The sequence below is a fragment of the Caballeronia sp. LZ001 genome, from assembly GCF_031450875.1.
Classification (GTDB): domain Bacteria; phylum Pseudomonadota; class Gammaproteobacteria; order Burkholderiales; family Burkholderiaceae; genus Caballeronia.
This window is the reverse complement of sequence record NZ_JARTVX010000004.1, coordinates 1,086,941-1,103,013: the sequence shown is the minus strand read 5'-3', so window position 1 is coordinate 1,103,013 and position 16,073 is coordinate 1,086,941. Positions and strand designations below refer to the sequence as shown.

Below are 16,073 nucleotides of genomic sequence, written 5' to 3'. Positions count from 1 at the left end.
GATAAATCCCGCTGGCACACTAACAAGCGCGACACCGAAAACAAGCAGTCCAAAGCCAACCAGTCCAGCGACCCAGCCAGCAATTCCGATTATCTTCAAACGCCTACCCCTTGGTCATAAACGGAACCACCGTACAACGCTGTGGGATTAAGTGCCATCAGCGTCACAGCGTTAAACAACGCCATCAACGGATCGATCTTTGCTGATCCGCTGGCCTGCTTCGTTATATTGACAGCGTTCCCGACCGGTACGACGCGCGCGTTACCTACACACCACGCCATTAACGGCTGACCGCCATGCATCAGCACGCCGTCAGGCACAACGTCATCTGCGCTCACTCTGGTGTTTGCCGCAACAGCGAGGCGCCGCTCCGCGGTTTTGATCGCGCCGGAGAGCTTCCAGCCCTGTGAGATACCAATCACCTTGTCTTCGGGAATACCGAGCTCGGCGAGTGCATCAAGCACGCTGCCTATTCCGGCCGGGTCAGCGCCGACCTTGTCGAGCAGGCCGGCCTGATAGATCGTGGCAACGATGTCGGCAACATCTCGCACGTCATCGCCGATCTGCGCGACCATCGTCAAGTCACCCGCAGCCTCGAAATCGTGCAGCCGCGGCGCGATCTCCTTTCGACGATCAAGGACGGACGGATGCGCCCACGCGTGCGTCCAGACAAGCCAGTTGCGCGTTTGTCTTTCGCGCCCGATCACAGCAAGCCCCAGTAAGTCATCTAGGCCGCCGCCGTCAATTCCGACGTCAATCACCTCGCTTCGCTCGATCACCTCTTCAAGCGTGATGCCAGGCGCGCGCGCAGCGTTTTCCCAGAAGTCTGCGCCCGCCCATCGATCGGAGCGCAAGTTCAGGCCTATCTCGACGTTCAGATGCTTAGCAACAAATTGCTGGAAGCTGCCATCCGTCTTGTGGCGGATCTTGCGCAACTGATCCTCCAGCCACTCGGCACTGACTGAGCGCCCAACGTTCGGGTTTGTGATGTAGAAGTTCGCCGGATCCAGATAGCCTTTCGATTCGATCAGCTTTGCAGGAAACTCGTACAGCACGCCGAGCGACTTGCGATCGATGATCTTTCCGTCGCGCACGTCGCGGTGATAGTTCAGCTTTTCGCGAAAGACGCCCGCCGGCGGCTCGTCGCTCTGCGTCGTCAGGATGACAACCCACCCTTCGTCGCGCGAGATCTGACCACCCGTCGCTTCCATGAACATGCTCTCAGCGTTCGCCTTTTTGCCAAAAAGCCAGTGCTCGTCGATAAGAATACGTCCAGATTTCTTGCCCGAGACGGTGTCCGTATCAGCGGCCACCACCTTCAACGACGCACGCGTCACGCGATGCGTGATGGTTCGAACATGATCTTGCACGTGAAACAAAGCCGACAATTCATCATCGGCTCGAACCATGCCGGCGGCCGGTTTGAAGCTGTTGTCGGCGACTTCCTTCGTGGGCGCCAGGATCAGATGCTCTTCCTCTTCACGCCAGCAGCGAATAACGGCCGTCAACATGATCCCGGCAGCGATCGTCGACTTCGTGTTCTTTTTGCTGATAAGCAGAAAGAACTCGCGGATTAACTGCGCACCGCTCTGCGCGTCGTAGGCTCCGAAAATAGCAGAGACAAAGTCGAAAACCCACTGCTCGCTACACTCGCCAAACGTCGGTTTGCCCGGCAGATCGACGACGCGCAGCTCTTTGAAAATCGCCAGCGCCTGCTCTGCTTCATCAGGAAAAATCGGAGCCGGAATGATCGACCTCCCGTCGATCAAACGAGCTTCCCAATCGGGACAGGCTGTCGTCCACTCCATACTTACACCTTCTTGCCGCCTGCCGCGACGAGCTTGGGCGGCGCGGCAGGTGCAAACTTGCTCGCGACCTTCTTTGCGGCTTCATCACGCAGCTCTTTCTTGCCGCCCTCGCCCTTTTTCGCGTGTTGATACGGAACAACCGCTTTCGCCGAATCAACGCGTAATTTCGGCTCGGTCATCGGATCATTAAACACCGCGATTAAAAACTCCAGCGCGTCGCGCGTCGCGACCGCTTTAGATATGTCGAACCCTGCGGCCGCGGCCACACTTGCCAAATTCGCATCGACCTTCGCGGGACGATCAAGCAACTTTTTTCGACGCTCGATCTCCGCTAACACCCGCGGGTTCTTTAGCAACCGATTAGCTTCGATGCTAGCGGTACGTTGGCTGTATCCGGCTGCGACTGCGGCATTTTTCCCTTTTCCGTCAACCAGATACGCCTCTACGAACAGCCGTTGCTTATTCGTTAGGGACATTAGCAACTCTCGTAAAAGGGGAAATTTTGTGCGCGTGAGAGAACGCTCGGTGTCCGAGCCTCGAACCCACCAGACTTTCGACACCCCCTCCCCCCCAAACACTTGCTCAACGTCCAAACCGCCCCGCAGCCTCCGCCGCCGTCTTGCGCGCATGACAGTCAACGCAGAGCAACTGCAGATTGGCGTCGTCGTTACTGCCGCCAGCTTCGAGCGGAACGCGGTGATCGACGTGATCGAGATGCTCGTTCCACAATCGGCCGCACCGCGCGCAGCAAAAGTTGTCACGCGCGGCGATGCGCATGCGCGTCGTCATCCATCTGCGCCCGCGAATGCGCACCGTGGATCCAGCTTTCACGTCCAACAACGAGAGCCTATTGGCCTTCACGTTACCCAGTCGGGGCTTAAGGGTCCTCAGTCTCGCCATTCGCAGGTTGCAACACAGAGATGGATGAACTAGCCTCGAACGAGGCTATCGCGCAAGACGCGCACCAACGCAAAAAAGCCCACATGGTTTGAGCCATGCGGGCCTTAAAGACAATGATGCAGCCTATCGATTAAGAGCCGATTTTATATGAAAGTGTTCAATCAGCAGTAGAACTATTTTGTTCAATAATTCTTGAACACTTTTCGGACATGAAGCTCTCACTTGCCCGGCGGATTGATTTACCAAGCGATTCGGCGCGTACCGCAAACCGCCGGGCGCGGTTATAGATTGTGCCACGCGCACATTTCTGCTCGTAGGCCAATGCCTTAATGTTCGCGTTATACCAATAGACCCCGAGGAAGCACTCCGCCTCGTGCGCGCTACCGCCTTGTTCGCACAGCGCATGGATCGCCATATTGAAGAACGGCATCTCGGGATCCAAAAACGAGTCCGGCTCGCGCGCCATTGCTCGACGGGCGGGCTGCAGACGCGCGAGCACATTCGACTTTACATACGGCGCGAAGATGCGGCGTGTCAGACACCAAGCGACCCAACGATGAACCTTGTCGTCTGCCGCGTTTCGCGCATCTTCATTCAAACTATGTTCACTCATAGCCTCGCTCCTCATCGCGCTATTGCTCAACGCCGTAAGAAATGTTCCAGTGATCCAGCCAAGCGACCAGCTGCTCGCGCAATTCGCGGTTGCTCGGATACGGGAACTGGACCTCACCTTCTTCTTCGATTCCAGCGAATGGGCAGCCGGGAAACGAGATCCAACTCTGCAATCCTTCTACTTGTCGCACGGCCATCTGCAAGAGCGGGCGCGGGACAGAAGACATCTCAATGTAGGTGTACGCGCTCATGATGTCGATGGTTTCATGATGACCTTAGTCCCGCTTTTTGCGCCTTGAGCGGATGACTCACAGGAATTTGCAAACTCAGTAACGACAAGGGTTTGAGCGATGCTCTTCGCCACTTTTTCGCCACTTACTTTGCGTTTCGCGAGATCGACCAAGCCCATTCGTTCGCTTAATCGTGCTTGCGCATCGACAACCGAGCCGAGGTCAGCTTCCAGGTACACCATCGTCGTACGCGCATCCTTGTGGCGCATCACGCGCCGGATGGTTTGGATGGGAACACCCTGTTCGCTCAATAGCGTGGCGAACGTGCCGCGCAGTCGGTGCGGTGTGAGCCCGACCACTTCACATGCGGCGTTTGCGGCGAACATCGCTCGACGCGTAAAACCCGCCTTGAACGCCTCACCGCTCTTGCGCGTCACGATCAGTCCGCATGCGTGGCGTATCGGATGCAGATAGTCAAGCAACCATCGAGGCACTGGTACGGGGTCGGCCTCGCGCCCTTTGGTCCGACCTGGCGTATAGGTGCCGCGCTCCCAGTCGAGCCACTCCCAACGCGCCGTGATGGTCTCCATTTCGCGCAGCCCCAATCCGAGCATCAACCGCACGGCGATCGACACGCCCGGCTGCCGAGCGGCCGCCGCATCCACTTCGATCAACCACTTCGAAGCCATCGACGCCGGCAACGTCGTGCGTGGCCTTTTCTGCAACTTGATCAACTTCACCGACCACGGCACCATCGGCAGGATGTTGCGCCGAACTGCCCAGTTGCACACGACCTTGATCGACTTGAGCCAATGATTGGCGCTCGCCCGGCTGTGCGTCTGCAAATGCTCAAGACGCGCCTGCTCAATGGCCCCGTTCGTCAACTGATCGACCGAAACATCGCCGAGCCCGTACAAATGCAAACGGGCGACCGTTCGCATCGACTTAATGTGCGCGCCGCTCACAATCGGCTCGTTGGCCGCAATCCATTTGACGAACAATTCCCGCAGCGTCGGCACCGGCTCGCGTCCTCTCGACCATAGTTTGGCGTCGTGGTAGGCGCGCGCCGCCACGGCTTCGGCCTTGTGCTTGACGCTCTCGCGTGTGCTGCGTTGCACCCGCGCGCCGTTCACCTGGAACCGGTAGTGCCAGCGTTTTCCAACACGAAATAACTGATAGCTCACCGCCTCGCCTCTTTATAGATCCCGAACGACTTCAATTCACCTCCGCGAAGCCGGTTTTTGGCAAGCACGATGAATTTGCCTGTGCGTTCGACAAAGCGATCGACGATCACCTCTCCGTTACGAAGTACTATGCGAACCCGGGCCCCCCGTGCGCAGCATGTATGCGGCGTCTTCATGACGGCTCCTAGGCGAGACTTTTGAAAAGCGCGTGAAACTGACGCAGCTTCTCCAGGTCGGCGCTGTCTTGTGCTTGCTGCTGTTCGATCGTCAGCGCCGCGGTCTCCACGTCAGAGGCTAGCTCCGTCAGATCCCCGGCGAGCTTGCGCGCGCGACCGGAAAGCGCGGACAGAATGTCGAGCACCGAATGGCTCGGCACGCTACCCCCTGAGCTGGATTCGATTTGTTTCGCTGCTACGGTCACCATGCTCTCCTTTTCTCTTACTTCCACGCGCTGAAAGCGCCCCTTGAACTTCTCGCGGACCAAACCAGCGTCCTGCAACCGAAGCAAGCACCCATCGAGCACCGCGACATCAGGCGAGCTCTTCGTCACTCGCCGCAGATGCATCGCGATCTCGTTGCGCGACCATGCGTCTTGCTTCGGCACCATCTCCAGCACTTTCTTCGCAATCGCAGATTGCCCGCTCAGCGCCGCTTGAAATCTTGCTGGTGTCATACCTTGCTTCCTTCCGATATCGGCGCATCCGGCGCCATCCATGTGTGATCGCCGCTATCGCGAAACGCGGTAAGTGATTTCCGGTTATCGGCATACAGGCAATCGACCCACGCGTATTCGTGATCGACCCAATCTGATCTTGAGATCGAGCCGCGGTATCCCACTGGGATGAATGCCAGCGCGTTGACCTTGTATTGCTCGTCGCCTCGGCCGCTCGGATTGCGATGCCGCACGCGGCGCAAGCCATGAACCATCGTTGTGATCGGCGCTTTCTGCGTCATGATCGTGTAGCGGCCGCGCATGCCGCGATCTGTCACGAGACCGACAACAGGGACGCGCACGGTTAGCACTATTGGCTGCATCGTTTTCACCATGCTTGCGCCACCTCCCGCTTTGCCAAGGTGAGGAAGTACGGGATGCCCAGCAGCGCCGCAACGATGGATTCGCGTTGCCACACCAGAACGCCGAGGATCGCCATCGTGCTCACGAAATCGTAGAAGGCATTCACGGGATAGCCGTGCTCGTAATCCTTCGCGGACACGAGTAAGGCCGCAATCCACATGATTTCGGCGATGACACAGAGGTAGGCGATGGCGACATCCCGTGCGAGCGCGTGACCGCCCTCGACCCACAGGTATAGGCAGATGACGAGTAACACGTCGAACAGGACGGCGCGGGCGAGCTTTTGAGCGTTCATGAATTTTGACTCCAACGAACAGGGTTGAAACGACAGGTCGATACGCTGGACACGTATTGCCAGTCGGGCAGCAGTGCGCAATTCGCAAAGCCAAGGCGATGCATGGGCTCAAGGCCCGGCGTCTTGACCGCGTATCGGCAGGTTTGGCAGTCCTTCGCACCGAGTTCTGTACCGAGCAGGTCGCCTTGCTGATTCGAGGCGGCGCGGTTCGAGCTACGCTTGCTCATGCCGCCTCCGTGTTGCCGTGTCGATCTCGCGGGATGTCGTTGAAGTAGGCGTACAGCGCCTCGTAGTGCTCCTCGCTTTCGCGGCCGACCGTGCGCAGCATGTCCTCCATCCATCCGCCTGGGCCGGCGGCCTTGAACACGCGGGCCTTGAAGCGCATGAACGTTTCGCCATCGCCCTGTTTCACGCCAAGCTGCTCGCCACGCGCCTCGATGCCGCTCGACGTGCGCCACCAGTCCGCAACGATCGTCCTCGCGCCGCCAGGCGGCGATGACGCCCCCGTCTCAGCTTTCACGGGGAAAAGCCCTGTCCAGCCACGAAGCACAGCCTCCTCGACTGTCACCTCGGGCAACTGGCCGCCCGCTGCGAGCGAAAGCAAACGTTTGACCGAAAGCGCAGCGGCCGTTCGCGTCCACGGTGCGTCCTTGTGCTTCGCCTCTCGGTGCTCGCACCACATCGCCCAGACCTCCGACGTGATTTCGTCCGGCAGTTCGAGATTTCGGATCTGCTCATGCAACGCAACTCGCGACGCACGTCGCGCAGGTTGCTTATCTAAGTTCTTCTCTTTCTCTTCTAAACCCTTCTTGCCCTCCACATTTGGTACCCCTTCGAGGGAAATGTGGAGGGGCTTCGAGGGAAATGTGGAGGGGCTTACATCCGGATTTGGAGGGGCTCCACATTTGGAGGGGCTCCGTTTTTGGTCCCCCTTAGCAGTACCAAATTTGGAGGGGCTCCGTTTATGGAGGGGCTTAGCATCTAACTCCTCCATAGACGGCGGACTCAATGAGATAGCATCCCCAGTGCGCTGATCGACCGCTTGAACTACGACAGAGCCAGATGGAGCGAGCATCTGATAAACGACAATGCTTTTCGTGCCGCCCATGCGACGCGGCGTCTCAGTCAGGAAACCAAGCGACACGAGCTTTTCGCGCGCTTTCCGAATGGTCTTGACGTCGAGCTCAGTGTCGAGCACGAGCTCGTCGTTCGTGACCCACGTGGTGTAGTCTTCGGCCGCCCAATGCGCATATGTCTTCAAGAGTGTCTTGGCCGCTGAATCGCCGACGTGCTGGCGTTTAGCCCATTGATATGCGTAGCCACTCATAGCTGTGCCCTCCCATGATGACGAGCACAGTCGTCTGACTGACTGACGCGCTCGATCTCCTGCAACCGGCTCGCGGCAGAGGCGATGATTTCTGGCAGGAGGCGCACCGACACAACGCCCGGCTCACCGATGAGCTTCGCAAGGGCGTCTGGCGCGATCACTACTGCATCCGGCGCTACCGGCTGCATCCGCTGACATCCGTCGTGGCCGAAGTACATCAGCCAGCGACTGTCGAGCAGTTGCGGCTTGCGCGACTCTGCGGATTGGGCTTCGCGTTCGATTAGGTCCAGTACCCACCGCCGAAATGCAGCGGCTTTCAAGGTGCGAGCGAGCATGCCCAGCAAATGCGCGCTGCGGAGCGAGAAGATGCGTACCTGCTGATCGCCACCCGCGGTGGGGAGCGTTACAACGGCGGTCATGCTGTCGGTGAATTCGGCAGCGTTGCGCTCGAATACCTGCTGCACCTTGTGAGGATTGGCGTAGCCCAAGGCTACCCCAATCTGGCGTAGACTTAGCCAACGCAGACCCTCACGGTCGATAACGTCGAAGCGGTAGCTCTGAAAGGAAAGGGATTGCGTTTGCTCAGGACGAGCGCGGACGTTAGCACGCATGGCGGGCTCCTTTGTGTGGGACAAAGGCCCGCCGCTCATTTCGACGTGAGGGGTGGCGGGCCCGACAGCGGGGGTCGAAAACCGGCCACAAAGGCAAACCGGCCCAGCCGAAGCTGGCCCCGCCCGGCCCGCCATTGAAAGAGGCGTGCAGAGACGAAGGGACGATAAAAAAGCCGCTTGCGCGGCGGCTCGTCCGCCTTTGTGACACCGGGTTTCGACGCCCGCAGCTCGGTTGTCTACCGAGATGCGTGAAGTATAGGCAGCGGTGCGGCAGGCAGTCAAGAAAAGCGGTAGGCGGAGCGCAAGTTGAGGCTTGCCCGTTCGTATCCATTTGGATACACTCACAACATGAACACATTGCTTCGATCCGACGAATTCAACGCATGGCTTTCTAAGCTCCGCCATGCCCGCGCAAAAGCTCGAATCGCTGCTCGGCTTGTTAGCGCCCAGCAAGGAAATTTTGGTGACTGCAAGCCGGTCGGCGAAGGGGTTAGCGAAATGCGAATCGATGTGGGAGCCGGATATCGCGTCTACTACACGCGCACTGGCACCGTTATCTACCTTCTCCTGACCGGCGGCGACAAGTCGAGTCAGGACCAGGACATCAAACGTGCGATCCGAATGGCGCGCGAACTGAAGGAGTGAGCTATGACTACTTTTGCTGTTTTCGATGCTGCCGATTATCTCGACAGCGACGAAGCGATCGCCGAATTCCTTGCGGCTGCGATGGAAGACCCGAACCCTGATGTGTTCCTTTCTGCCCTCGGCGCAGTAACTCGAGCGCGTGGCGTTGCCAAGGTTGCGGCGGAAGCAGGTCTCGGACGCGAGAGCCTCTACAAAGCGATAGCGCCTGGCGCGCATCCGCGCTACGAGACGATTCAGAAACTCTTGCGCGCGCTGGGCGTTCAAATGAGCGTAAGTTCGCGTCATGCGCATTAAGCCTCCAGGAGCTGCGCGTCTCGCTCAACGAGCTGTCGCGCCATCCACTTGCCGGCAATCCATTCGAAGCCTTTCGGAGTGAATTTCCAGTACTTGAATGCGTATTGCCGCTCGTCATCCGTCACGCCAACGCCAACTTCAACGCGGCCCATCTCGATGTGCGTCTTATAAGGCGCCATGCGTTGTTGCTTGCCCGTGAGGAAGACCACGCCCAGGTCCACTCTCGGGCTATGTTTGATAGCGTTGCTCATTGGTTACCTTACACATCGTTGTCGTGACCGCACGGCAGCGTGCCGTCGTCCTTCTGCTTTGCTCCACAGCTGAGACAGATCTTTCGAGATTCCAAGGCCCCCGCTTCGTCTCGATCCTTGGCCTCCACCAGCACATTGGCCTGGGCTTCGTTTTCCAATCTCTTCATCCACCATCCTCCTGCTTTGCAGTCTGTAACACCCAGCGCAACGCCTCAGCACGTTCGCCCGACGACGCGCCCAACTCCTTCAAAATCTCCTTACGGCTTCGCATCTTGGGCGTGCGTTCGCCGAGCGCCTCGCGCTGCGCTCGGGCGCGCGCATGACCGGCGACGTTCGCGCCGGCGGCAACTAGCTCCCGAACCTTCTCACGCTGCTGCGCCGGTGGCAGTTTCGAAAGGTGACGGGCGTGAGTGACGTTGATGCGCGCGCTTTCGATCGCTTTGCGAACATCAGCGCAACATTCGAGCAGTGCGAGCGTTGCCCGTACCGTGGCCGCCGAACAGCCAAAGATCGTCGCGAGCTCTGCCTCGCTGTAGCCGAAGGCCATCACGCGGCGCATCTTCTCTGCGCGGCCAAGAGGGGTGTCTGCCTCCCGGAGCTCGTTCTCGCTGATGATCGCGGTCAGCGCCGTGCGCCTCTCGCCTCGATGGACTTGCCCGGGGACCTGGAGCAGCGGTTCGCCGCGCGCACGCCGCCATTCATTCGCCAAGCGCGCCGCCTTAACGCGTTGTCGCCCAACCGCAACTTCCGTTTCGCCCGTCTCGGTGTTCTTCATCACTGAGATCGGCTGAAGCACACCTTGGAAATCGATGTTTCGAGCGAGGTCCGCATTCACGGGTAAATCTACGCGTGGGTCGTACAGCGGCGAAGCCGTATCCGTCACCAGCACCAGCTTGTCGGGGTCGAAGAACAGCAGGTTTGTCTTCCCCGACGCGCCGTACGCGTCAATTGAGTTCTTTGCCATCGGTCATATCCATCAGATTGCCGCCCCTAAAGAAGTCACGAACGCATGATTTGTTGCCGTAAAGGTCAGCGAGGCCTGCGTCAAGCGTAAATAGTTGTACTAACCCACCAAGGAGTATTCGGCACCTTGACTCCATCCACCCTACCGTTTGACTGTCCGCTCCGACGCTTTGCGCATACTTTCCTGTATTGCCTCTGCTGCGTCTTTACGTGTCACGTTGAAGCCCGCCATCGGCAGTGGCGTGGCTGGCTCATAGGCAAAGCGCCGTTGCGAAAGCGTTTCGTTCGCGCCGGTTTCAATTTGAAAGGCCTCGGGATGTTCCTGCTTCATCTGTGTAATGACCGCTGCAAGCGTTTCGCTCGTCGCGTTTCTAAGCATTTGCTGGTGCCGCTCGATGTGCATCCTTGCTTCTCCTCTTCATACGCAAGCTATCGTTCGCCCGATGAGCCGGCTCGATTGGAAGGCGGACGAAGTCGCGTTATTGCCGCCTGATTTGTTGGTACCCGGTCATCAACGATGGCGAGAGCCGAGCGTTGAGACAACGATCTCACCGCTGTACTTCAATCGCAGGTGCTTCCAGAGGGCTCGCTCTACGCTCGACGGCATCACTACATTGTTCACGCAGATCGAGCCGTTCTTTATGGTCACGTCATGACCCAGGCCCAGGTCGAGCCTCACCATGGGCGCCTCGTCGGCCGAGATGACCGTCGTTACGCGATGCACGCAGGGGATCTCGATCCCGTCGATAGCCACGCGTCCTTCGGGTTCATTGCAATTTTTTGCGCCAGCGCCGTTCGCTTAAATTGCTATTACCGATGCAGTCATTTGAATCCTTTGTATTTCGTTGGACCGCGATCTGGTTCAGTAGTAGGGACAGCCGCGAATCACATATGCCGACAAGCCCGCCCGGCTTCGAGCACGCGGGACTTTATTTACGCGGGACCTTGTGACGATGCGGGTAGAGGATCTGCATTTCCGGCACCTCGCCATCGAAAAATTTTGCAAGGCGCTCAGCGACATCAAAAGAGGGCACTTGACACCCACGTTCGACTCGACTCAGGTTGCTGGGGTCGATGCCTATCACGCTCGCCACACGAGCGATCGTCATCCCGCGTCGCTCGCGCGCCTGGCGGAGGGGACTTTTCATACTCTGGCTTCCTTGTTTTTGCGTTACACGCATATTAAGGCCAGACGATGAATTGCGCAACACGCTTTGCGCGCCACGCATCTAAAGGAGAAAATTGAGTATGACCGTTGGATCTAATATCCGAAAACTTCGCAAAATTGCGGGGATGACAATCCTCGAACTTGCTACGCAAGTCGGCAGCGACGTAGGTAATCTATCGCGCCTTGAACGCGGTCTCCAAGGCTACAGTCAAGACGCACTTGAAAAAATCGCGGCAGCACTCGGCGTGCAGGTCGCAACGTTATTTTCTGAAGAAGTTGGCGCAAGTTCGCCGCCACCCACCGGCAAAGTGCCGCTCGTGTCTTGGGTAGCAGCTGGCAAATGGTGCCAAGTAAACCTACCGTTTGAGCCGGGCGAAGCCGAGGAGTGGCTTCCATGCCCCGTAAAACACGGGCCTCGGACTTACGCACTGCGCGTGAGGGGGGATAGCATGCATAACCCGAACGGCCGCCCCTCCTTCGATCATGGGGACATAATCTTTGTTGATCCGGACCGCGAAGCCGTACATCGATCGTTAGCTGTCATTTGCCTAGATGACGACAATCAAGCGACGTTCAAACGCGTTTTAATTGATGGCGCACACATGATGCTCGAAGCCCTCAATCCTGCTTGGCCCAACCGTATCTTCGAAGTTTCCAGCAATGCGTCCATTTGCGGTGTTGTGATCGCGCGCATGGAAAGCTTCATCTAGAAGCCCCGCCCCACTGTCTCTCCCATCCGACGCTTCTGGATTTAATCAAGGGTCGCCTTGCGTCCGCGCACCTTTGCGCTTCTCTCGGAAATGACGCAACGCATGTCCAAGGCGTGGTCGCCGTGTACAAACCTAAGATTTGCGTTTGACGCATTTTTAGTTTGCAGGTAATATGCGTCCAATGAGCCGCCGAACCAGCCGCAGTGTCAGCAGTTTGTGCACGAGGCCTGTGGCACCCGATCTTTCGTGACAGGCTTGCGCTGTGTTGGAGCATACACAACCCACATTTCCCATAGCGAGAAGGCGCCTCTCCAGGCAACGCGAAATCTAAGGATTCGGCAATAGCTCAAGAGCCATCAAAGCAGCCGCAGCGGAGTGCTCGCGATGGACATCGCAAGCACTAAGTTCCTATCTAGCAATGCGCGCCGGGGCGCCACAACCATGAACAGTTAGCAGTTGTCTGCATCACCCTAGCGCGATTAAGACGTAGCAGTACTAATTGGAGGAAATATGATCGAAGTCCCCTTCCCTGCACCGCAAAATTGGAAGCGATCCAACGCCCGCGTCGGACTTGCATTCAGACCGATCCCGCCACAGGAACGCCCAAAGAGCAAATCACTGGTTCTGCGCGCCTGCCGAGAAGACATGTCATCTGGGAATGGCTTCAAATGGCCGTGGGCAGGCGCGATGGTTGAAGCGCCCGATTGGCAACCGACGCATCGTTGTGGCTCGGGTCTGCACGGATGGCTTCATGGCCATGGAGATCATGCGATCGGCGGCTACATCGAACCGACAGCAAATTGGCTCGTCATCGAGGTGGATACGGACGACATTATCGAGTTGGATGGCTTCTGCAAGTTTCCACGCGGCAAAGTCGTTTTCGTCGGCACGAGCAAAGGCGCTGCCGACTATCTGCTTGCAAATGATCCATGCGCCCGTGATCTTCCTTTGATCGGCGCCCATCGCGCGGTCGGCGATCACCGTGCTGTATTTGTTGGCGCTTTGGGCTGCGCTATAGCAGGAAACTGCGGCACAGCCATGGCGGGATATCGAGGAGTTGCAACTGTGGGATATGGCGGAACGGCGACAACGGGCTTTCGTGGCGAATCCACCGCAGGTGTTCGCGGGACAGCCATTGCGGGTGATGGCGGAACTGCACGAGCCGGCAATCATGGGACGGCTATGGTGGGATTCAGCGGAAAGGCAAGCGCTGGCGAGAAAGGACAGATCAGCATCTGGTACTGGGACTTCTATGAGATGCGATACCGAATGAAGATCGGTTACATCGGCGAGGAGGATTTGGAGCCGAACACGCTATACACCCTCGACGATAATCACCGCTTCATCAAGGTGTAATCACACATCACGATTTGGTAGGGCCGCCGCTTTATTCGTTTTACGTCGCGTTGGCCTCTTCGCCATGTAGTTGTACTTATTAGGAAGCCGAGGATGCGATCATGCCGCGTAAAGCAATGTTAAGTGAACAACGCGCTGCAAAAAAGGCAGCAAAAGCTGAAGCCCTGAAAGCGAAGCGCGAGGCCCTGGAGTGCGAGGCTCGGGCCGAAATTCACTTTTTGGCAAGCCAAACCCCGGCTCATATCGCTCAGGGGGGGTGAATACAGTTCGCTGTTGGAAGGAGGCTTTGGATGCTGCTACGTCCGCCGCACAGCGTCCACGGATATCTGTCGACAGACTTCGATGCTCGCTCAATGAGCTCCGCAGGCATGTTGAATTGGTCGATGCGCAGCCTTAACGAATAATGACGCCTTGTGATCGAGTGAGAACGATTAAAGAACGCCCGCTCGCATTCAGCGCGCCGATGGTGCGCGCCATCCTTGACGGACGCAAGACGCAGACGCGGCGCGTCGTGAAGTTGCCGCATGCCAACTCGCTCGGACAGTGGGAGCCGACAACCATCGGCGGCCGGAATGGTGGCTGCACGAAGGACGGTCAGGCAATCAATCGCTGGGACGGCAAGCTGCCCACGTACATGGGCGCCGGTTCTCCCCTGCCTTTCTTGAACGTCACCAAATAATCTAGGAGGGCGCCGGCAATCCGGCGCGCGCACGTGGAAAAGCAAATTCAGACGTAACAGCACCCTCACTTCGACGCGTTCAACGCGATGGTCATCGACATGGTTGCAGCACAGGTCTTCACGGGCGCCGCATTCACGAATCAGCAGATCGCCAATGACTTTTCTATCGTCGCGCTCAATCACTATGACGAGCTGCCAGAAATGACCATTGCCACTCTCGCCGCGATCATCGCGACCCTCGCCGCGCGCGACATGCCTTCCGATGTTCGGACGTCGATTGAGACGGGTCAGCGGCACGGAGCGCATTGAGATGGCCGTGCCGAAACAAGACACCGAGGCACTCGCCTCATTCAGCCCCGAAAACACATGGCAGCATGCCATCGTAGGAGAAAGAGAATGAATGCCTTGCGAATAAAACAGGTCGCCACGAAGGTGGGACTCGGACAATCCACAATCTACCGAATGATCGCCGCAGGGACATTCCCTAAGCCGTTTGAGTTGGTGCCCGGTCGCGTCGCGTGGATCGAAAGCGACATCGACGCTTGGCTCGCCGAACGGGCTGGCAAGCGATACCAGCCCGGAGAGACGTCTCAGGCTATGCAGCCGATGCAGCAGTAAGTTGCTCCACCTTCTGCCGACCCGCGCAGTAATCAGCCCAATCCTCCATCATTCCGCGCCGGCGTTCGAGCATGTCTCGACGTCGGTACGCGGACACCGTCATAGACCCGATCGTGTGTGCGAGCGCCTGCTCTGCGAGCGAATCAGGGTAGTCGGTGCAATCTGCGATCCAATCCCGAAACGTTGACCGAAAGCCGTGGACCGTGATGTTGGTGCGATCCATCCGGCGCAGTAACAGCAGCATGGCCATGTTCGAGAGTGGCTTCCCCTCCTTGTATCCTGGGAACAGCCAGCCCCATTTTGCGCCTGTCTCTATCTGTTTTCGCACCAACTCGACCGCCTCATCGCAGAGCGGCACGCGTAACTCGACCTCGCACTTCATTCGGTCGCCTGGGATCGTCCAGACCTTCGCATCCAGGTCGAATTCCTCCGGACGGGCGAACCGTACTTCGTTCGTTCGAGTCGCCGTCAATATCAGTAGGCGCAGCGCGCGCGCCGCACGCTTGGGCCTCGTCTTCAACTGTGTGAAGAACGCTGGCATGTCTTCCCATGCGAGCGCCGGATGATGCTTGACCATCTGACGCTTCTTCGTGCGCGGCAACACGCGGTCGAGATGATCGACGTAGCGCGCCGGGTTGTCGCCCGAGCGATGGCCGAGCGTAGTTTCAGCATCGAGGATGGCCTTCACGCGCCCGCGCACGCGTCGCGCCGTCTCGGCCTTCTTCAGCCAGATCGGCTGGAGGATGCGCACAATCATCTCGGTGTCGATGTCGCGCACGTCGATGTGGCCGATCACTGGATAGGCATAGTGGTCGAGCGTAGCCGTCCACTGTTTCGAGTGCTTATCGTTGCGCCACGCGGATCTGCGGCCATCAATGAAAGCTTCGGCTGCTTCCTTGAATGTCACCGTGTTCGCCTCAGCCGATCGCTCGATGACGCGCTTGTCGCGCGCGATGATCGGATCAACCTTCTCTTTGACCTTCGCCCGGCACTCTGCCGCATCCTTGCGCGCGGCCGCGAGTGATACCAACGAGAGCGGCCCGAGTCCCATCTCACGAGAACGCCCGAGGATGGAGAACCGGAAGATCCACGAGCGCGATCCAGACGCGCTTATCTGGAGATACAGGCCGCCGCCGTCCGGATAATATCCCGGCTCGATTAGCTTTCCGATTCCCAAAGCGGTCAGTCGGTTCAACTGGCGTGCTGCCATTCCTTACCCCCAAAGCTACCCACGAATGATGACTGGATTCTGGGGTAGCAAGGGAGATTGAGCAAGAGTATCGGCACCCCCAAAACCCACGCATCACAACGGTCTGCGGGTTTCATCGGGAGTGTTAGAGAACGCGT

Annotated in this window: 27 protein-coding genes; 8 read left to right on the top strand and 19 right to left on the bottom strand. The window is 58.2% G+C overall.

Annotated features, from left to right (window positions below):
• Positions 1–95 precede the first annotated feature (95 nt).
• The 12 genes from P9292_RS15670 to P9292_RS15615 all read right to left on the bottom strand — a co-directional run bounded on the left by P9292_RS15670 (position 96) and on the right by P9292_RS15615 (position 8,042).
• Positions 96–1,808, bottom strand: coding sequence for a terminase large subunit (locus P9292_RS15670; protein ID WP_309853954.1), 1,713 nt, complete (start codon positions 1,806–1,808; stop codon positions 96–98).
• Positions 1,809–1,810: 2 nt separating this feature from the next.
• Positions 1,811–2,284, bottom strand: coding sequence for a terminase small subunit (locus P9292_RS15665; RefSeq protein WP_309853957.1), 474 nt, complete (start codon positions 2,282–2,284; stop codon positions 1,811–1,813).
• 106 nt (positions 2,285–2,390) lie between these two features.
• Entirely contained in the window at positions 2,391–2,639 is a 249-nt protein-coding gene (locus tag P9292_RS15660) for an HNH endonuclease signature motif containing protein (RefSeq protein WP_309958773.1), read from the bottom strand.
• Positions 2,640–2,865: 226 nt separating this feature from the next.
• Entirely contained in the window at positions 2,866–3,321 is a 456-nt protein-coding gene (locus P9292_RS15655) for a hypothetical protein (RefSeq protein ID WP_309853338.1), read from the bottom strand.
• Between the two features lie 19 nt (positions 3,322–3,340).
• On the bottom strand, positions 3,341–3,571 hold the full coding sequence (locus tag P9292_RS15650; RefSeq protein WP_309936379.1) for a hypothetical protein: 231 nt from the start codon (positions 3,569–3,571) through the stop codon (positions 3,341–3,343).
• On the bottom strand, positions 3,568–4,734 hold the full coding sequence (locus P9292_RS15645; protein WP_309958774.1) for a tyrosine-type recombinase/integrase: 1,167 nt from the start codon (positions 4,732–4,734) through the stop codon (positions 3,568–3,570). The genes P9292_RS15650 and P9292_RS15645 overlap by 4 nt, the downstream gene beginning before the upstream one ends.
• Before the next feature lie 184 nt (positions 4,735–4,918).
• Positions 4,919–5,407 carry a hypothetical protein gene (locus P9292_RS15640; RefSeq protein WP_309854187.1) on the bottom strand — a complete coding sequence of 163 codons (489 nt, stop codon included), beginning with the start codon at positions 5,405–5,407 and terminating at the stop codon, positions 4,919–4,921.
• The gene (locus tag P9292_RS15635) at positions 5,404–5,769 is read right to left on the bottom strand and encodes a hypothetical protein (protein WP_309854190.1); all 366 of its coding nucleotides are present in this window, start codon (positions 5,767–5,769) and stop codon (positions 5,404–5,406) included. Before P9292_RS15635 ends, P9292_RS15640 begins: the two co-directional genes overlap by 4 nt.
• A 5-nt stretch (positions 5,770–5,774) precedes the next feature.
• Entirely contained in the window at positions 5,775–6,104 is a 330-nt protein-coding gene (locus P9292_RS15630; protein WP_309854193.1) for a hypothetical protein, read from the bottom strand.
• On the bottom strand, positions 6,101–6,331 hold the full coding sequence (locus P9292_RS15625) for a hypothetical protein (RefSeq protein WP_309854196.1): 231 nt from the start codon (positions 6,329–6,331) through the stop codon (positions 6,101–6,103). The genes P9292_RS15630 and P9292_RS15625 overlap by 4 nt, the downstream gene beginning before the upstream one ends.
• Positions 6,328–7,431 carry a hypothetical protein gene (locus tag P9292_RS15620; RefSeq protein ID WP_309854199.1) on the bottom strand — a complete coding sequence of 368 codons (1,104 nt, stop codon included), beginning with the start codon at positions 7,429–7,431 and terminating at the stop codon, positions 6,328–6,330. Before P9292_RS15620 ends, P9292_RS15625 begins: the two co-directional genes overlap by 4 nt.
• Positions 7,428–8,042, bottom strand: coding sequence for a Bro-N domain-containing protein (locus P9292_RS15615; protein ID WP_309959909.1), 615 nt, complete (start codon positions 8,040–8,042; stop codon positions 7,428–7,430). Before P9292_RS15615 ends, P9292_RS15620 begins: the two co-directional genes overlap by 4 nt.
• A 348-nt stretch (positions 8,043–8,390) precedes the next feature.
• On the opposite strand from P9292_RS15615, the gene P9292_RS15610 reads away from it, so the two are divergent.
• Together P9292_RS15610 and P9292_RS15605 are read left to right on the top strand one after the other, a co-directional pair.
• A complete protein-coding gene (locus tag P9292_RS15610) occupies positions 8,391–8,687 on the top strand; it encodes a type II toxin-antitoxin system RelE/ParE family toxin (protein WP_309851554.1) in 297 nt (98 codons plus the stop codon).
• A gap of 3 nt (positions 8,688–8,690) precedes the next feature.
• Positions 8,691–8,981, top strand: coding sequence for an addiction module antidote protein (locus P9292_RS15605; protein ID WP_309851551.1), 291 nt, complete (start codon positions 8,691–8,693; stop codon positions 8,979–8,981).
• Here P9292_RS15605 and P9292_RS15600 read toward each other — a convergent pair.
• From P9292_RS15600 to P9292_RS15575, 6 genes are all read right to left on the bottom strand, one after another.
• Positions 8,978–9,232: a phage antirepressor KilAC domain-containing protein gene (locus P9292_RS15600; protein ID WP_309851549.1), complete on the bottom strand. Its 255-nt coding sequence runs from the start codon at positions 9,230–9,232 to the stop codon at positions 8,978–8,980. The genes P9292_RS15605 and P9292_RS15600 overlap by 4 nt on opposite strands.
• Before the next feature lie 8 nt (positions 9,233–9,240).
• The gene (locus P9292_RS15595; protein ID WP_309851547.1) at positions 9,241–9,399 is read right to left on the bottom strand and encodes a hypothetical protein; all 159 of its coding nucleotides are present in this window, start codon (positions 9,397–9,399) and stop codon (positions 9,241–9,243) included.
• On the bottom strand, positions 9,396–10,067 hold the full coding sequence (locus P9292_RS15590) for a ParB N-terminal domain-containing protein (RefSeq protein WP_309959907.1): 672 nt from the start codon (positions 10,065–10,067) through the stop codon (positions 9,396–9,398). Before P9292_RS15590 ends, P9292_RS15595 begins: the two co-directional genes overlap by 4 nt.
• A gap of 270 nt (positions 10,068–10,337) precedes the next feature.
• On the bottom strand, positions 10,338–10,598 hold the full coding sequence (locus P9292_RS15585; RefSeq protein WP_309849908.1) for a hypothetical protein: 261 nt from the start codon (positions 10,596–10,598) through the stop codon (positions 10,338–10,340).
• Between the two features lie 108 nt (positions 10,599–10,706).
• Positions 10,707–10,949 carry a hypothetical protein gene (locus P9292_RS15580; RefSeq protein WP_309849910.1) on the bottom strand — a complete coding sequence of 81 codons (243 nt, stop codon included), beginning with the start codon at positions 10,947–10,949 and terminating at the stop codon, positions 10,707–10,709.
• 175 nt (positions 10,950–11,124) lie between these two features.
• Complete coding sequence (locus P9292_RS15575) at positions 11,125–11,343, bottom strand: helix-turn-helix transcriptional regulator (RefSeq protein ID WP_309849913.1); 219 nt, start codon at positions 11,341–11,343, stop codon at positions 11,125–11,127.
• Positions 11,344–11,443: 100 nt separating this feature from the next.
• Here P9292_RS15575 and P9292_RS15570 point away from each other — a divergent pair, with 100 nt between their 5' ends.
• The 6 genes from P9292_RS15570 to P9292_RS15545 all read left to right on the top strand — a co-directional run bounded on the left by P9292_RS15570 (position 11,444) and on the right by P9292_RS15545 (position 14,726).
• Positions 11,444–12,073, top strand: coding sequence for an XRE family transcriptional regulator (locus P9292_RS15570; protein WP_309849915.1), 630 nt, complete (start codon positions 11,444–11,446; stop codon positions 12,071–12,073).
• Between the two features lie 510 nt (positions 12,074–12,583).
• On the top strand, positions 12,584–13,429 hold the full coding sequence (locus P9292_RS15565) for a hypothetical protein (RefSeq protein ID WP_309849918.1): 846 nt from the start codon (positions 12,584–12,586) through the stop codon (positions 13,427–13,429).
• Positions 13,430–13,530: 101 nt separating this feature from the next.
• Positions 13,531–13,689, top strand: a complete 159-nt coding sequence (locus P9292_RS15560) for a hypothetical protein (protein ID WP_309849920.1) — start codon at positions 13,531–13,533, stop codon at positions 13,687–13,689.
• A gap of 161 nt (positions 13,690–13,850) precedes the next feature.
• Positions 13,851–14,108, top strand: coding sequence for a hypothetical protein (locus tag P9292_RS15555; protein WP_309936285.1), 258 nt, complete (start codon positions 13,851–13,853; stop codon positions 14,106–14,108).
• An 87-nt stretch (positions 14,109–14,195) separates the two neighbouring features.
• Positions 14,196–14,417 carry a hypothetical protein gene (locus P9292_RS15550; protein ID WP_309959904.1) on the top strand — a complete coding sequence of 74 codons (222 nt, stop codon included), beginning with the start codon at positions 14,196–14,198 and terminating at the stop codon, positions 14,415–14,417.
• 87 nt (positions 14,418–14,504) lie between these two features.
• Positions 14,505–14,726, top strand: a complete 222-nt coding sequence (locus P9292_RS15545; protein WP_309849924.1) for an AlpA family transcriptional regulator — start codon at positions 14,505–14,507, stop codon at positions 14,724–14,726.
• Here the strand turns inward: P9292_RS15545 and P9292_RS15540 are convergent.
• On the bottom strand, positions 14,704–15,936 hold the full coding sequence (locus P9292_RS15540; RefSeq protein WP_309849926.1) for a phage integrase central domain-containing protein: 1,233 nt from the start codon (positions 15,934–15,936) through the stop codon (positions 14,704–14,706). The two genes, P9292_RS15545 and P9292_RS15540, sit on opposite strands and share 23 nt — an antisense overlap.
• Positions 15,937–16,073: the final 137 nt, after the last annotated feature.

Excerpts from the sequence above, each read along its gene's own strand:
- P9292_RS15670 (WP_309853954.1), bottom strand. The coding sequence starts at position 1,808 with ATGGAGTGGACGACAGCCTGTCCCGATTGGGAAGCTCGTTTGATCGAC.
- P9292_RS15665 (WP_309853957.1), bottom strand. The coding sequence starts at position 2,284 with ATGTCCCTAACGAATAAGCAACGGCTGTTCGTAGAGGCGTATCTGGTT.
- P9292_RS15655 (WP_309853338.1), bottom strand. The coding sequence starts at position 3,321 with ATGAGTGAACATAGTTTGAATGAAGATGCGCGAAACGCGGCAGACGAC.
- P9292_RS15650 (WP_309936379.1), bottom strand. The coding sequence starts at position 3,571 with ATGAGCGCGTACACCTACATTGAGATGTCTTCTGTCCCGCGCCCGCTC.
- P9292_RS15640 (WP_309854187.1), bottom strand. The coding sequence starts at position 5,407 with ATGACACCAGCAAGATTTCAAGCGGCGCTGAGCGGGCAATCTGCGATT.
- P9292_RS15635 (WP_309854190.1), bottom strand. The coding sequence starts at position 5,769 with ATGCAGCCAATAGTGCTAACCGTGCGCGTCCCTGTTGTCGGTCTCGTG.
- P9292_RS15630 (WP_309854193.1), bottom strand. The coding sequence starts at position 6,104 with ATGAACGCTCAAAAGCTCGCCCGCGCCGTCCTGTTCGACGTGTTACTC.
- P9292_RS15625 (WP_309854196.1), bottom strand. The coding sequence starts at position 6,331 with ATGAGCAAGCGTAGCTCGAACCGCGCCGCCTCGAATCAGCAAGGCGAC.
- P9292_RS15620 (WP_309854199.1), bottom strand. The coding sequence starts at position 7,431 with ATGAGTGGCTACGCATATCAATGGGCTAAACGCCAGCACGTCGGCGAT.
- P9292_RS15615 (WP_309959909.1), bottom strand. The coding sequence starts at position 8,042 with ATGCGTGCTAACGTCCGCGCTCGTCCTGAGCAAACGCAATCCCTTTCC.
- P9292_RS15610 (WP_309851554.1), top strand. The coding sequence starts at position 8,391 with ATGAACACATTGCTTCGATCCGACGAATTCAACGCATGGCTTTCTAAG.
- P9292_RS15605 (WP_309851551.1), top strand. The coding sequence starts at position 8,691 with ATGACTACTTTTGCTGTTTTCGATGCTGCCGATTATCTCGACAGCGAC.
- P9292_RS15600 (WP_309851549.1), bottom strand. The coding sequence starts at position 9,232 with ATGAGCAACGCTATCAAACATAGCCCGAGAGTGGACCTGGGCGTGGTC.
- P9292_RS15595 (WP_309851547.1), bottom strand. The coding sequence starts at position 9,399 with ATGAAGAGATTGGAAAACGAAGCCCAGGCCAATGTGCTGGTGGAGGCC.
- P9292_RS15585 (WP_309849908.1), bottom strand. The coding sequence starts at position 10,598 with ATGCACATCGAGCGGCACCAGCAAATGCTTAGAAACGCGACGAGCGAA.
- P9292_RS15575 (WP_309849913.1), bottom strand. The coding sequence starts at position 11,343 with ATGAAAAGTCCCCTCCGCCAGGCGCGCGAGCGACGCGGGATGACGATC.
- P9292_RS15570 (WP_309849915.1), top strand. The coding sequence starts at position 11,444 with ATGACCGTTGGATCTAATATCCGAAAACTTCGCAAAATTGCGGGGATG.
- P9292_RS15565 (WP_309849918.1), top strand. The coding sequence starts at position 12,584 with ATGATCGAAGTCCCCTTCCCTGCACCGCAAAATTGGAAGCGATCCAAC.
- P9292_RS15560 (WP_309849920.1), top strand. The coding sequence starts at position 13,531 with ATGCCGCGTAAAGCAATGTTAAGTGAACAACGCGCTGCAAAAAAGGCA.
- P9292_RS15550 (WP_309959904.1), top strand. The coding sequence starts at position 14,196 with ATGGTCATCGACATGGTTGCAGCACAGGTCTTCACGGGCGCCGCATTC.
- P9292_RS15545 (WP_309849924.1), top strand. The coding sequence starts at position 14,505 with ATGAATGCCTTGCGAATAAAACAGGTCGCCACGAAGGTGGGACTCGGA.
- P9292_RS15540 (WP_309849926.1), bottom strand. The coding sequence starts at position 15,936 with ATGGCAGCACGCCAGTTGAACCGACTGACCGCTTTGGGAATCGGAAAG.